Source organism: Synechococcus sp. B60.1, from assembly GCF_047462555.1.
In the GTDB taxonomy this organism is placed as follows: domain Bacteria; phylum Cyanobacteriota; class Cyanobacteriia; order Thermostichales; family Thermostichaceae; genus Thermostichus.
The window spans coordinates 1-13429 of the sequence record NZ_JANSJN010000021.1; the positions used below are offsets into that span (position 1 = coordinate 1).

A 13429-nucleotide genomic window follows, 5' to 3' on the forward strand; every position below is an offset into this window, starting at 1 on the left:
CCCGAGCCGACCGGCCTCAACACAACTTGGGGTATGGTAGTCTACTAAAAGTAGTGAAAATCTTTTGCAACAATCGCCATGGCCGAGTTCTTGGTTTCCTCAACGTCCACTGCTGCCCGGGCGGATTCTCCCTACATTCTTCAGGTTGAGGGCATTAGCAAGAGGTTTCCTGGCCAGCGGCAGTGGGTTTTGCAGGAGGTGGAGTTTCGCCTGCCTCAGGGAGACATTCTGGGGATTGTGGGCCCGTCGGGCTGCGGAAAAACCACCCTCTTGCGTACCATTGCCGGTTTTGAGCAGCCAGACAGCGGGCGGATCCTGCTGGGAGGACAGGTTGTGGTTGGGGATGGGCAGTGGATCCCGCCGGAGCGGCGGGGAGTGGGGCTGGTGTTTCAAGATTTCGCCCTGTTTCCGCACTTGGACGTGTTGGCTAATGTGATGTTTGGCCTCCGGTCCACCAACGCGACTGCGGCAGGGGCGCAGCGGAGCCATCACCCTCCCTTGACGGAGTGGCGAGGTACTGCCCAACAGGCGCGGGAACGGGCTTACGAGGTGTTGCGCTTGGTGGGCCTAGAAGGCTACGTCCACCGCTATCCGCACGAGCTCTCGGGCGGTCAGCAGCAGCGAGTGGCTCTGGCCCGGGCTTTGGCCCCCAGGCCCAGCCTGATCCTTTTGGATGAGCCGCTGAGCAACTTGGATGTGCAGGTGCGCTACTACTTGCGGGAAGAAATCCGCAAAATCCTCAAGCAAACCCAGACCTCGGCCATTTTCGTTACCCACGACCAGGAAGAGGCCCTCTCCCTTTCCGATTGGGTGGCGGTGATGCGGGAGGGCCGCATCGAGCAATGGGGATCCCCGGAGGAAGTTTACCGGGAGCCGGCTACCCGTTTTGTGGCAGAATTCATCGCCCAGGCCAACTTTCTGCGCTGTGAGCGGCGGGAGTCTGGTTGGCAAGCTAAGGAGCTGCTGCAGATTCCCTCCCAGTTTCTCCGAGATCAGCCCGATCCCCATCTGCGCGAGGGAGAGTTGATGATCCGGCAGGAGGAGTTACGTCTGCATCCGGATCCGCAAGGGAGAGTTACCATTCGGGATCGTCAGTTTTTGGGGCGGGAGTATCGCTATTGTCTGGTCACAGAGACGGGCAAGGAATTGCACGCCCTGGCGCGGGAAGCTTTGCCCGTGGGCACGCGGGTTCAAGTTACCGTCGAGCAGGGCCGTCTGTTCCCCCTTTCCCAACCTTAGGCAGTAGCGGGCCCCCAGCAAAACCGATCGGGAAGCAAGAGCTTTGCCTAGTGGGAATTGGCCTTCTCAGCCCAGACTCTCCATCCAGAGGATGGAGGGGCGATCTGTATTTGGTGTGGATCCGCTTTGTTGGACTCCGTATATAGTAGGAGGTGATGCGGGATCCCCACCCAAAACAGGGGCTTTACCCCTCGACAGGGGTTGAGCAAATGCTTTAACCTTGCCTTCTAGGGTGGCCCAGGGGCGCTCGTCAAAAAGGGTAGAGGGGGGGTAGTGTCAGCAAGGGCCAGTTCGCCAGGCGCTGTCCCCAAAGTCCCAAGAGTGTGCCGCATCGCTCGCCCGAGCTGTGTTGAGCAAGGTAAGCTTGGTCAGCTCTTCTTGGGCAGAGGCCGTCGGTTAGGGTCTTAGGGATCTGACCCCATAGCAACGAAGACAAGGCGCAAGGCCGGGAGTAGAGATGAAAAGGATGCGCAGTAATGCAGTGCCGCTTTTGGGATCCCTTTGCCGCCGCGCAGCTCAGGCAGGTGGGCGGGCTGTGTTCGTAGCAGCAGTTCGCAGCACTCTCCTGCTGGGGGTGGCGGGGGTAATTTGGGGGGGAGTTCCTATTTTTGCTCAAGGGGGGCTCCTCTTGACTCAGGCAGTGGCAGCTCCCATGAGTCGTCAAGAAGTGGCGGAGCGGCTGAATCTGGTGCCGGTTTTTGCCATCGTGTCTCAGAACGGCACCCCTGTGGTCGCCAACGTAGAGCGGGAGGGGCGCACCATCCAGGTGGCTTCTTTTTGGCTGGATCAGAACCAAGCCCAGCAAGCGTTGCAGCAGGTGAAAGCCAAGAACCCTGAGGTGGGTCAGCAGGCCCAGGTGGTGCCCATTCCCTTGGGCTACGCCTACGAAAAGTCGGAAGAAGAGCGGGCCAAGAATAGCGATCTGTACTTTGAGGTGGTGCCCCGGGCTGCTGATGTGGAGGCGGCCAAGCAGGTGCTGAAAGAAACGGGTCAGGAGGTGCCGCCGGAAGTGATCGGCGTGCCGCTGTTCTATGGCCGCTCGGGAGAGGGGCTGCTGACCATCGAGCAGGATGGCCAGGAGGTGGTGCCTTTCTTCTTCGACCGCAACGACCTGAAGGGGGCTTTGGATCGGGCGGCGGCGCAGAACCCAGAGGTGGTCGGCAAAACCCAGATCGAGGTCACTTCCTTGGCCATCGTGGTGGAGCGCATGTTAGCCCCTGATGCCCAGGAGGATGTGCAGAAGATTGCTTTCATCCCCCCGCGCGCGTCGCTGGAGTACGTGCAATCGTTAGTTCGCTCTGCCACTCCTCAGCCCAATTCACCTGCCACTCCCCAGCCTCAGCGGCGTTGACCTAGCTCCTGATGGGATCCCCGCTGGTGCAGCAATTGCTGGCCTGGCGTGCCCAGGCTTTGCGGGCGGCGCAAGCTGCCGGCATCTCTCCTCAGGAAGTGGAACTTTTGCTGAGGGAACGGCTGGGCTGGGGATCGTTGGAGCGCTTGCTGGGTCGGCCCCCGACGGTGCAGGGGGATCCCCTGGCGGAGGTAGAGGAGCTGTGGCGGCGCCGGCTGACAGAGCGCATCCCTCTACAGTACCTGCTGGGAAGGGTAGAGTGGGCGGGTTTGAGCTTGCGGGTAACGCCAGCGGTGTTGATCCCACGCCCGGAGACCGAGCTACTGGTGGAGCAAGCCTCCCTTTGGTTGAGGTCTAACCCGCTGCCGCCGGGATCCCTTTTTGCCGACCTGGGCACCGGTAGTGGGGCAATTGCCATCGCTTTGGCCCAGGGGCATCCCCAGTTGCAGCTTCTGGCGGTGGACGTGAGCCCAGAGGCTTTGGCCGTTGCGGCAGCCAATGTGGCGGACTATCATCTGCAGGAACGGGTGAAGCTGTTGCAGGGATCCTGGTTTGTGCCTTTGGATCCCTGGCGAGGCCGGCTGCGTGGCCTGGTTTCCAACCCGCCCTACATCCCCACTGGAGAGCTGGCCTACCTCATGCCCGAGGTACGGCTACACGAGCCACGACAGGCCCTCGATGGGGGGGAAGATGGGCTGGTGCACTTGCGCCTTTTGATTCAAAAGGCACCGGATTACTTGGCCCCCAACTCCTTTTGGGCGGTGGAGGTGATGCAAGGCCAAGCCCCTTGGGTGGTGGAGCAGTTGCAGGCCAGAGGCGGCTATCAGCAGATCCAAGTCCACAAGGATCTGGCTGGAATTGAGCGGGTGGTCAGCGCCCATTTCGTCGGCTAGAAAGTTGGAAAGAAAAAGGTAGGATCCAGGAGCGCGCTGCTGTCAAATTAGCTAAAACCCAAGGCTCTCCATCCGAACACATCACCAGATCTCCTACCTTTCGTCCAAAGTACCTCTTGAGGAAACCCTTGCCTGCAGCAAAACCCGATCCTCCCTCCCAGCAGGCCGCTGCTGCCGCCGGGCAAGAGGCGGTGGACTGGCAGTTTGCGTTTGAGCGCTCGGAGGTGATGCGCGCCTTTCAGCAGGAGCTGCTCGTCAGTATTGGCCACGAGCTGCGCAACCCCCTCAGCAGCCAGATGGGATCCCTGCAGTTGGTGCTGTCCGATCTGTGCGATTCCCGCGAAGAAGAGCGGGAGTACCTGCAAAGTGCCAAAGAAGCGGTGGAGCGCCTGATCAAGTTGCTCGAGGAGTACACTCGCCTGGCTCGCCACGACCTGCCCATTCAACCCTTGCAACCGGAGCCGACCCGACTCCGCCCCCTCCTTCAGGATGTGTACAGCCTAACTCGCCTACAGGCCCAGGATCAGGGCATTCGCTACGAATGGCCGACCCTACAACCGCCTTCTGCCTCTGAGCTGCCCGCCTTCTCGGAGAGCCTTATGGTTTGGGCAGATCGCCACGGTTTGGTGCAGGCCCTGCTGGGGGTGTGTCGCTGGGGTATTCGCACCCTACGCTATGGTTCGATGACTCTGCACCTCTACCCCATCGCAGCAGCAGAGGGGCGCCTTTGCCTAGAGTGGAATCTGGAAGGGCGGTGCCATGTGCCCATCCAAACAAAGGGTTGCGCTGCTTGGCGGGTGAGCGAGCGGCTCCTGAGAGAAATGGGGGGCGATCTGGAGCTTTGCGAAAGCAGCCTCCACCGGGTTGTTATCAAAGTAACCCTGCGCCTTGCCCAGTAAATCTCAGACAAAAGAAGATACCCTTTCCTGCGAGGGAGAACTACTCTTCCTCCTCGCCTTTGGGAAGAGCGCCGTGGACGACCTCGACTTTTGCAGGCCGACAAGAGCTTGGCTGCACTAGGGGCAATTTGCCTGTGACTTGGATCTGGGATATCTAACAAAGCTTAACCTTCGCGGCGCAGGGCCAGCTCAGCGCGATCCAGTTGCATCAGCACCCGCTCCACCTTCTCCGGGTCAAGAGGCCGGTTGGAGGTGCGGTAGTGGGAGGCCACGGTGTTGAACACGGTGCGCAGAGTAGTGAAGGATTGCAGCTTGTCGTAGCGATGGCCATGGTAGCGCCCTGCGAATTCTTGCATAGCCTCCATCACTTCCGCCCGCGCCTCTGCCGGGTTCATCACGGGATCCGCTTCCGAAAGGACGGTGCGCAGCGTCTGAATCAGAGTCATGCTGTCTTCGTAGTACTTGCCGGTGAGACGGGCCGCCTGAGCACTTGCGGTCGTCCAGCCCAGCACCAGGATGACCGAGAGCAACAGGCCGAGAAGGCGTAGAAAAAAAGTTTTCAGCATGGGAAGCTTGCCTTATGTAACTTATCTTTAAGCATAAGTCACGGCGACGCCCCAGAGGAGCTCTTGAAAAGATGCTGTTCCCACTCTTTAGCCACTTACCGCCCGAGCTGGCCCCCTACCGATCCCACGCGATCATGTTGGCCCTGATTTTGGGGTTTGCTTGTGCTCACAGTGGGCTGGCCTACTTGCGCCCCTGGGGAGAAGCTTGGCTGGGATCCCGTCTGTACCGCCTTCTTTTTGCGCTGGTCAGCCTCAGCTTGGCGCCGCTGCTGCTGATCTACTTCTTTAACCATCGCTACGACGGCGTGATCCTTTGGGATCTCCATGCTGTCCCCGGCATTCACACCACCGTTGTTCTTTTGTCGGCGCTCTCGTTTTTCTTTTTGTATCCGGCCACCTTCAATTTGCTGGAGATCGCTGCCATTCAGAAGCCGGAGATCCACCTGTTTGAGAGCGGGATCATCCGCATCACCCGCCACCCCCAAATGGTGGGCCAGGTGATCTGGTGTGTGGCCCATTCCCTTTGGATTGGCTCCAGTTTCATGCTGGTCACTTCCCTGGGGTTGGTGGCCTATCACCTGTTCGCCGTCTGGCACGGGGATCACCGGCTGGAGCGGAAATACGGTCAGGCCTTCCGCGATCTCAAGGCCCGTACTTCTGTGATCCCCGGCTTGGCCATTCTGCAGAAGCGCCAGCAACTGCAACCGCGAGAGTTTCTACGCTGGGCCTACCTGGGAGTGTTCAGCTTCGTAGTGATTCTTTACGCCCTCCACCCGCAAATGATATCTGCAGCCAGCAGAGTTGCCTGGTAGCATGATCCCAAAGAACTTCTTTAGTTTGGGAGTGGCGATCTTGCAAGTTGCACTTGATGCTTTTAATCAAGAACTTTTGACAAGCGATGGATGGGTTTTGGTGGATTTTGGCGCCCCTTGGTGTGGCCTGTGTCGTTTCATTCAGCCGATTACCGATCGCCTCGCCTCCGAATGGGGAGGGTCGATCAAGGTGCTGCGGGTGAATGTGGACGACAATTTTTGGCTACCGCGCCGCTATCGGGTGCGCTCGCTACCAACCTTAATTTTGTTTGAGAAAGGTCAAGAAGTGCATAGATTAGAGCACTTCGCCAGCCGTGATGATGTGCTCCGCCGCTGCGAGCAGTTGTTTCTCGCTCATCTGCGCTATTTGGGCCCGCCAGGCCCCTCTTCTTCCCTAGCTCCCCAGGCACCGCCGCCAGGGGTGTAGAGGGTGAGCACATCGCCGGCTTTTAAGGGGCGGCTGATCTTGCTGGGCAAGGGATCCCCGTTGACGAGGTTGATCCCCACCTGGCCAGGCTCGCCGCCTTCTTCCCCTTGGGGGGCATGGTGACGCCGGTCGGTGAGCAGGGAGAGGGTGCAATCTTGCAAGGTCTGGAGGGAGCGGATCAGCCCCCAGCCGCCCCGCTGGCGGCCATGGCCGCCGGAATCCGGGCGTAGCTCGTAGCGCAGCACCCGCAGGGGATACTCCAGCTCCAGAGCTTCGATGGGGGTGTTGAGGGTATTGCTCATGCCCACGTGGACACCGTCCAGGCCCGGTCGCTGCCGGCTGGCTCCTTGGCCGCCCCCCAGGGTTTCGTAGTAGGTGAAGTGGCGGTTGCCCAGCACACAGTTGTTCATGGTGCCCTGCCCCTGGGCAATGGCACGGGATCCGGCCACCGGGGCTAGGGCTTTGAACACCACATCGGCAATGCGCTGCGAAGTTTCTACGTTGCCCGCCACCACCGCCGCCGGAAATTGGGCGTTCACCAGGCAACCAGGCGGGGCCACGATCTCGATGGGATCCTCCAGGCCGACATTGCTGGGCGCCGTGGGATCCAACAGGCAGCGGAGGGCAAAGAGCACTGCCGAGCGGGTCACAGCCAAAGGTGCGTTCAGGTTCCCTGCGGTGGCCGGGGCTGTGCCGGCAAAGTCCACCCGTAGCCTCTCCCCCCTTACCTCAATCTGCACCTGGATGCGGAGCGGCTCGGGCGGATCCCCGTAGCCCTCCAGGTAGTCGCAGGCGGTGTAGATCCCAGCGGGCAGAGCCTGGATCTGGGCCTGCATCCGCCGCCGGCTGTAGGCGATCACCCCGGCAATCAACTGCCAGGTCTCCTCCTCGCCAAAGCGGGCCAGCAGCTCGCGAAACCGGCTCACCCCCACGGCGCTGGCTCCCACCTGGGCCTGCAAATCCCCCTGCCGCTGCTCAGGGTTGCGCACATTGGCCAGGATCAGGCGCAGCAGATCGCCCTGCCAGCACAGCTCCCCCGTCAGGGTCATTTGGGCCAGCCGCAGCGGCGGGATCACCAGCCCCTCCTGCCAGATTTCCGTGGAGTCGGCCGGCATGGAGCCAGGGCGCATCCCCCCAATATCGGCATGGTGAGCCCGGTTCACCGCGTAGGCGCAGACCTGCTCTGGATCCCGCAGGCCGGGGATGGCTGTAACCACCGTGATATCCGGCAGATGGGATCCCCCCTGGTAGGGATCGTTGAGGACGAACACATCACCCGGCCGCGGGCCGGCTGCCACCACCGCCCGCACCGCTTCCGCGAGAGCTCCCAGGTGCACCGGAATGTGGGCCGCCTGGGCAATACAGGCCCCTTGGGCATCGAACAGGGCCGTCGAGCAATCCCGCCGCTCCTTGATGTTGGCCGAGTAAGAACCGCGGATGAGGCGCGCCCCCATCTCCTCGGCGATCCCCGCCAGCGCATTGGCCATCACCTGCAACCGGATGGGATGGGAGACGCTATCCATGCCCCTCACAGCCTGCGCCCCAGCCAAACAGCCACCCTGCGGATCCCTTGCCAAAACTGGAGACGCCGCTGCCAGCGGTCGAGGTTAGTGCGATTCTCCCGCAGCCGATCCCGTAGGCGCAACAACTCAGCCGGCGTGGGAGCCAAAGCCCGCTCAGCTGCTTCCCGCCAGTCGGCCATGGCCCGCTCCGTAATCCAAAGCGCCGATCGCAAGCTCAAGACAGTAGGAATAAGAGCAACCAGAGCAAGAAACAGCAGCCCATTGAAGCTGCAAACCGCCCAAACTGCCCACTCTGTCCCTGATGCAGCAGTCACAGAGAGCTCAGCAAGGGATCCCGACAAAGCTTACTGCTGCTGCAGCATCAAGGGGCGCAACACACGGCCATCGCCGACCACCACCACCGTGGACAATACCTGTCCGCCGCGCCGGAAGGTAATGGGTACCCGCTGGCCCACCGGGGTGTTTTGGATAATTTGCTGGACGTGCTGCACCGAGGTGACCCGCTGCCCGTCCACCCCAATCAAAATATCTCCCTGGGCCAGACCTGCTTGTTGAGCCGGGCCATCCTGGAGCAGACCAACCACCTGTACCCCTTGGATTTGAGGCGCGGGGCCAAACAGGCGACGACTGATGGCGCCTTGAGCTGGCTGTCCATCCACCGTTTCGATGGCAACCCCGATAAAACCGTTGCCTACGACAGCAGGCGACGCCTGAGCCCCGAAACTGTCAACCTGAACCGTGGGGCTGTAGAAGTTGTAAGCTTCACCCCCAACCGAGTCACAGGGGTAGGCCACAACTGCATCTGCCAGCAGGAGGGAGGCGGGCAGGGCAAGGGCAAGCTTGAACAGAGTGTTCGGTTTCTGCATAGTTCGACCCTGGAAACGGCGAAGAATGACAAGTTGGGATCCGCAAAAGCACTGGGATGGATCGACCAGCCCGCGGGAGACAGCGGAAGTCATCAACCGGGCAGCTTGCACCGCCCTTCCCTCAGTGATAAACCCAAAATCCGCAACTGTCGATAGGTTGGGGCGCTTTCCTGGAAGGTATCCCAGTTTTCAAGGTGTTGCCAACCAGTCCAAAACCGTCTCCCTGCGCCCCAGCCTCTCTCCCGAAGGCTGCAAGTTGAGCTCCTTCCCCAAAGGTGAGCGACAAGACCTAGAGGTCAGCGCAGCGATCCGTGGCCTGCACCAGGGCAGTGCGGATCCCGGGCTCGGTGATGGAATGGCCGGCATCGGGAATGAGGTGAAACTCTGCCTCTGGCCAGGCCTGGTGCAGCTCCCAGGCGGAAATGGGCGGGCAGACCACGTCGTAGCGTCCCTGGACGATCACAGCCGGCAGATGGCGCAGGCGCTCCACCCCCCTAAGGAGCTGGTCTTCAGGATCCAAAAAACCCCTATGGACGAAGTAGTGGCACTCGATGCGGGCAAAGGCCTCGGCAAAGGTCTCCTGGCCAAAGCGCTCGATGAGCTCAGGGCTGGGGATCAACTTGCTGGTGCTGGCCTCCCAGATGGCCCAGGCGCGGGCCGCTCTCAGCCGCACCTGGGGATCCGGGTCGTTGAGGCGGCGGTGGTAGGCTGCCAGCAGGTCATCCCGCTCTTCGGGGGGGATGGGCTCCAGGTAATGTTCCCAAGCATCGGGGAACAGGTAGCTGGCCCCCGACTGGTAAAACCAGCGGATCTCAAAAGGGCGTAGCAGGAAAATGCCCCGCAAGATAAACCCCAGGCAGGAGTGGGGGTAGGTTTGCCCATAGGCCAAGGCAAGGGCGCTGCCCCAACTGCCTCCAAACACCCACCAGCGCTCAATGCCCAGGTGTTGGCGCAGCTTCTCGATATCGGCCACCAGATCCCAGGTGGTGTTCTCCCGCAGCTCGGCGTAGGGGCGGCTCTTGCCGCAGCCGCGTTGATTGAATAGCACCACCCGCCAGCGGCTGGGATCAAAGTACTGCCGGTAGAGGGGATCGATCCCACCCCCTGGCCCCCCATGCAAAAACACCACCGCCTTGCCCGCCGGGTTGCCGCACTGCTCGTAGTAGAGGGTGTGCAGGGAAGAGACGGGGAGAAAGCCGTGATCGTAGGGCTCGATGGGCGGGTAGAGATCGCGCGCCATAACTTAAATTCTCAAATTCTCAAGGTCTCCGCAGGGCGATGGTGGCCTTGGGGGGGATCCCTTCTTGGAAGGTCTCGCCATCGGCGGCCACGATGATAAATTGCAGCTCCTGCCCCGGCTGGGCGCCCAAATTGCTCCAGGGAATGGCCACCTCCAAACAGGCATCCACCACCGCCTTCACCTGATGGTTGATGGGGTGCCAGCTATGGTACTCCCCTGCCTGCAAGAGCTGAGCCTCGACGGGTGCGGGATGCTGGCCGGTGCTAGGCGGCGGCAGCGACAGCTTCAACAGGTGGCGGTAGAGATAGTTGAGGGGGGCTTCTGCCGGCAACCCCTGCAGGGGAATGGGGCTGTTGACGGTAACGCGGTTGGGATAAAACCACAGCACCTGCAATTGCTCGGGCCGCTGCACCACCGAGTTAAAATCCAGCCGCAGATAGAGGTTGAAGTGATCGAACCCGTACCAGAGGCGGCGGACGACGCTGTTGCGGTGCATGGTTCCTCGGGCTGCGCCGATCTCCACCCGCCCGGCCTGGCTCCACTCCCGTTCGGCGGGGCGACCGTTGATGGTGGGATGGATAAACCCCTGCGGCAGGCGATCCCCCAGCCCGTCGTGATCCTCGAGGGGAAACTGCAGCGCCGCCGGCACCGCCTCTCCCAAAGCGGTGTAGAGGGCCTGTAGATGTTCCCGAAACAACTGGTCAAAAACGGCATCGTGGGCGGAAGAGTGGCCTGCCCCAAACCACCAGAACCAATCGGATCCCTCAGCGGCCCAGAGGGCTTCCCAGGCCTGGGGGGTGGCGTGAGGGTGATCCTGGATCACCTGGCGGGCTTGGGCAAGGAGCTCCCAGGCGCGGTTTTTGACGGGATCCCCAATCCAAGTGGTAAAGTCGGCCTCAATCCAGGAGCCACTGTGCAATTGTTCGGCTGGCAGAAACTCCGTGGGGGGAAACTGATCCAAAAACTCCGACACCTTCACCAAGCGCAACGCCGGGTGCTGGCTGAGGCGGGCATAGAGGTTTTCCAGGAAGGGGCGGCCATCTTGGGGGTAGTACTCCCAGCAATTTTCCCCATCCAGGGCAATGGTGACCAGCCAGGGCTGGTCTTGGGGTAGGCGGTTGCGGATGCTCTCCAGGTGGCCGATGAGATCTTTGGCGGCAGCGTCGGCAGGCATGGCGCTGTAGCTAAAGCCAATGAGATCGGAAAGGCGGTGATCCCGAAAGATGATGGCCAAATCCCCTGCCTCGCTCTCCAGACGGTAGGGGCGGTAGAGCTTTTCCGGCTCGAGGATATGGCCCTGCCCGTCGCGATGAAAGGGTTGGCCCAAGCTCCAGCCCAGCACTCCCTCGTCGGAGATGATCCAATCAAAGCCTTGTTTCTGGATCAGGGGCACGATGGCGGGGCTGACCGCCTGCTCTGAAGGCCACAGACCCCGCGGATCGCGGCCAAAGCGCTCCCGGTAGATCTGCTTGGCCCGCTCCAGTTGGCTGTGGACATCCTGCTCCCAGTGGAAGGGGTAGCGGGGCAGGGGCAAGCCGGGCCGGGCCACCCGCGCTGAGCGCTCGCTCACCAGCAGGGGCAAGATGGGGTGGGTGTAGGGGCTGGTGGTCAACTCCAGTTGGCCGCTACTTTGCAATTTGGCGTGCTGGGGCAGGATGGCGGCCAGGATCTGCTGTTGCTTGGCGTAGATCCGCTGCCGATCCGCCAGGGTAAAGCCGGATCCCATCTTGATCCAGCTCTCGATCTCAGGATCCTCCTGGAAGAGGGGATCGAACCAGGAGAGGTTGTGCCAGGCCAGCAGGTCGCTGAAGTCTTGGGGCGTCCAGTACTGTAGGCACCAGTTGATCCCTTGCGATTCCCGCTGTTCGTAGAGCTGGCGGTAGCGGGGGTAGGGCTCAATCATGGTGGGGTAATGGCTGTCGAAGAAACGCTCGACAATGAAGCGCCGCTGCTCCGGGGTCAGCTTTTCGACAGGAGATAAAGTCAGCTCCAAATAGGGATCGAAGGCCGAGCCGGCCACGTAGTCTTCGATTTGCACAATGAGAGAGGGCACTAGGTTAACCGTTTGGTGCAGGCGGGGATAGCGCTCCAGCAGCAAAATTAAGTCCAGGTAGTCTTTGATCCCGTGCAGGCGCACCCAGGGCAAGCGATACTTGCCTGCCAGCGGGCTTTTGTAGAGGGGCTGGTGTTGGTGCCAAACCAGGGCAACATGCAGCGGGTAGGTCATGGGAGGCACGGGATCCAACCATCACCCGGATACTAGCCCATCTGTCCGGCTCCCGATCGTAAGAAACTCTGGAATGTTGAATGGTGGGGCTCCACCTGGATGGTGCCCACTGCGGGAAAACCTTGTCATTCGCCAGATTTCTCAGGACAATGGCGGCAAATGGAAGAGCTAAGTCATGACTGCTGCTACCCACGTCCTGGAACAGTCGATTGTTGTCTTTTCCCAAAACTACTTGCCCATTAGCCGGGTCAACATTAGGCGGGCGATTGTGCTGCTGCTGACGGGCAAGGCAGAGCCGCTGGCGATGATGAATGTGCCGGTGTGGAAGGTGCGCTCCCCTAGCCAGGTGATCGAGGTGCCCGAGCACATCCGCCTGACCATCAAAGGCAAGGAGCGATCCTGGCGGGTGCCCCCTGTCAACCGGCGGGAGGTTTTGCGGCGGGACCACCACACCTGTCAGTACTGCGGCAGCACCCATAACCTAACCCTGGATCATGTCGTGCCTCTTTCTCGCGGGGGATCCCACACTTGGGACAATGTAGTCACGGCCTGCGAGCGCTGCAACCAGCGCAAGGGCAACCGCACTCCTGAAGAGGCCAATATGCCTCTGCGCAGCAAACCCCGCGCCCCCCTCCACCCGACGGTGGCTTTTGCCGAGCAGTTTTGGCGCGAACAGCAGAGCCGGCAAGAGCAAATCTACGGCTACAGCACAAGCTAGAATCGGCAAATCCCGGTTGTTATCGATGAGGATCCGCGTCGGCCATGATGACCGTAATGGAGTTTTTTGCCCTCAGCGCTGGCGAGTGGATGTGTCAGCGTACCAGCCATCACTTGGCCTTTCGCCGCTCTGAGGGGGGGAGATCGCGGGTACAAATTGCCACCCTTTCGCCCGCCGATCCGGCAGTTATCCAGGTTTGTGAGCTGTTCAAGGTGGATCCACGGCGGGCCGTGGGGGCGGCGCGAGTGCAGTGGAATGGGGAGCAGGAGTGGGACAACGAAGAGTACAAAGGCGATGTGGTGCTGGTTCCCATCCCCGATCCCGATAATCCCATGCGGGGGCAACTGTTGCGGGACCAGGGCTATGCCGAGAAAGTGCCGGTGGCCGGCACCTACGTCATGGGATCCGACGGCGCCCTCACCCTCTACACCGAATATGAGATGACTGAGTCAGAGGAGCGCATCTGGTTTGCCAGCCCGAACCTGCGCCTGCGGGCCAGCACCGTCAAGCGCTTTGGCGGCTTCAGCATGGCCTCTTTCTGCTCTGAGGTGCGCAAGCTCTCCGCCAGCCCTTCCCCCCTCTCGGCCATCGCCGAGTCCCGCTCTCCCTAGGTGTGTGCTGACCAGAAAGCTTGCCGGCGTCGGATCCCTGGCTGAAAGTTGCCTGCT

At 61.2% G+C, this 13429-nt stretch carries 14 protein-coding genes; 8 read left to right on the forward strand and 6 right to left on the reverse strand.

The annotated features are described in order from the left end of the window. Nucleotides 1-78: 78 nt before the first annotated feature. The 4 genes from NW863_RS03905 to NW863_RS03920 all read left to right on the forward strand — a co-directional run bounded on the left by NW863_RS03905 (nucleotide 79) and on the right by NW863_RS03920 (nucleotide 4382). Nucleotides 79-1239 carry an ABC transporter ATP-binding protein gene (locus NW863_RS03905; RefSeq protein ID WP_414364569.1) on the forward strand — a complete coding sequence of 387 codons (1161 nt, stop codon included), beginning with the start codon at nucleotides 79-81 and terminating at the stop codon, nucleotides 1237-1239. Between the two features lie 466 nt (nucleotides 1240-1705). Beyond that, nucleotides 1706-2590 (forward strand): Tic22 family protein, encoded by an 885-nt coding sequence (locus NW863_RS03910; RefSeq protein ID WP_414364571.1) that lies wholly within the window; start codon nucleotides 1706-1708, stop codon nucleotides 2588-2590. An 11-nt stretch (nucleotides 2591-2601) separates the two neighbouring features. Next, the gene (gene prmC / locus NW863_RS03915; RefSeq protein WP_414364572.1) at nucleotides 2602-3483 is read left to right on the forward strand and encodes a peptide chain release factor N(5)-glutamine methyltransferase; all 882 of its coding nucleotides are present in this window, start codon (nucleotides 2602-2604) and stop codon (nucleotides 3481-3483) included. A gap of 128 nt (nucleotides 3484-3611) precedes the next feature. Then, nucleotides 3612-4382, forward strand: coding sequence for a sensor histidine kinase (locus tag NW863_RS03920; protein ID WP_414364574.1), 771 nt, complete (start codon nucleotides 3612-3614; stop codon nucleotides 4380-4382). A gap of 164 nt (nucleotides 4383-4546) precedes the next feature. On the opposite strand, the gene psb27 is transcribed toward NW863_RS03920, so the two are convergent. After that, complete coding sequence (gene psb27 / locus NW863_RS03925; RefSeq protein ID WP_414364576.1) at nucleotides 4547-4948, reverse strand: photosystem II protein Psb27; 402 nt, start codon at nucleotides 4946-4948, stop codon at nucleotides 4547-4549. Nucleotides 4949-5019: 71 nt separating this feature from the next. Between psb27 and NW863_RS03930 the strand changes: the two genes are divergently transcribed. After that, complete coding sequence (locus NW863_RS03930; RefSeq protein WP_414364578.1) at nucleotides 5020-5760, forward strand: NnrU family protein; 741 nt, start codon at nucleotides 5020-5022, stop codon at nucleotides 5758-5760. Nucleotide 5761: 1 nt separating this feature from the next. Then, nucleotides 5762-6187 (forward strand): thioredoxin family protein, encoded by a 426-nt coding sequence (locus NW863_RS03935; protein WP_414364580.1) that lies wholly within the window; start codon nucleotides 5762-5764, stop codon nucleotides 6185-6187. Here NW863_RS03935 and NW863_RS03940 read toward each other — a convergent pair. The 5 genes from NW863_RS03940 to NW863_RS03960 all read right to left on the reverse strand — a co-directional run bounded on the left by NW863_RS03940 (nucleotide 6124) and on the right by NW863_RS03960 (nucleotide 12043). Next, nucleotides 6124-7710, reverse strand: a complete 1587-nt coding sequence (locus NW863_RS03940) for a hydantoinase B/oxoprolinase family protein (RefSeq protein ID WP_414364582.1) — start codon at nucleotides 7708-7710, stop codon at nucleotides 6124-6126. The two genes, NW863_RS03935 and NW863_RS03940, sit on opposite strands and share 64 nt — an antisense overlap. Nucleotides 7711-7715: 5 nt before the next feature. After that, nucleotides 7716-7922: a hypothetical protein gene (locus NW863_RS03945; protein WP_414364583.1), complete on the reverse strand. Its 207-nt coding sequence runs from the start codon at nucleotides 7920-7922 to the stop codon at nucleotides 7716-7718. Nucleotides 7923-8054: 132 nt separating this feature from the next. Further along, nucleotides 8055-8576: a PDZ domain-containing protein gene (locus NW863_RS03950; RefSeq protein ID WP_414364584.1), complete on the reverse strand. Its 522-nt coding sequence runs from the start codon at nucleotides 8574-8576 to the stop codon at nucleotides 8055-8057. 289 nt (nucleotides 8577-8865) lie between these two features. Further along, nucleotides 8866-9816 carry a prolyl aminopeptidase gene (gene pip / locus NW863_RS03955; protein ID WP_414364585.1) on the reverse strand — a complete coding sequence of 317 codons (951 nt, stop codon included), beginning with the start codon at nucleotides 9814-9816 and terminating at the stop codon, nucleotides 8866-8868. A 19-nt stretch (nucleotides 9817-9835) separates the two neighbouring features. Beyond that, entirely contained in the window at nucleotides 9836-12043 is a 2208-nt protein-coding gene (locus tag NW863_RS03960; protein WP_414364586.1) for a glycoside hydrolase, read from the reverse strand. 175 nt (nucleotides 12044-12218) lie between these two features. Here NW863_RS03960 and NW863_RS03965 point away from each other — a divergent pair, with 175 nt between their 5' ends. Both NW863_RS03965 and NW863_RS03970 read left to right on the forward strand, forming a co-directional pair. Next, nucleotides 12219-12761, forward strand: a complete 543-nt coding sequence (locus NW863_RS03965; protein WP_414364588.1) for an HNH endonuclease — start codon at nucleotides 12219-12221, stop codon at nucleotides 12759-12761. Nucleotides 12762-12808: 47 nt separating this feature from the next. Beyond that, nucleotides 12809-13372 carry a phycobiliprotein lyase gene (locus NW863_RS03970; RefSeq protein WP_414364610.1) on the forward strand — a complete coding sequence of 188 codons (564 nt, stop codon included), beginning with the start codon at nucleotides 12809-12811 and terminating at the stop codon, nucleotides 13370-13372. Nucleotides 13373-13429 lie beyond the last annotated feature (57 nt).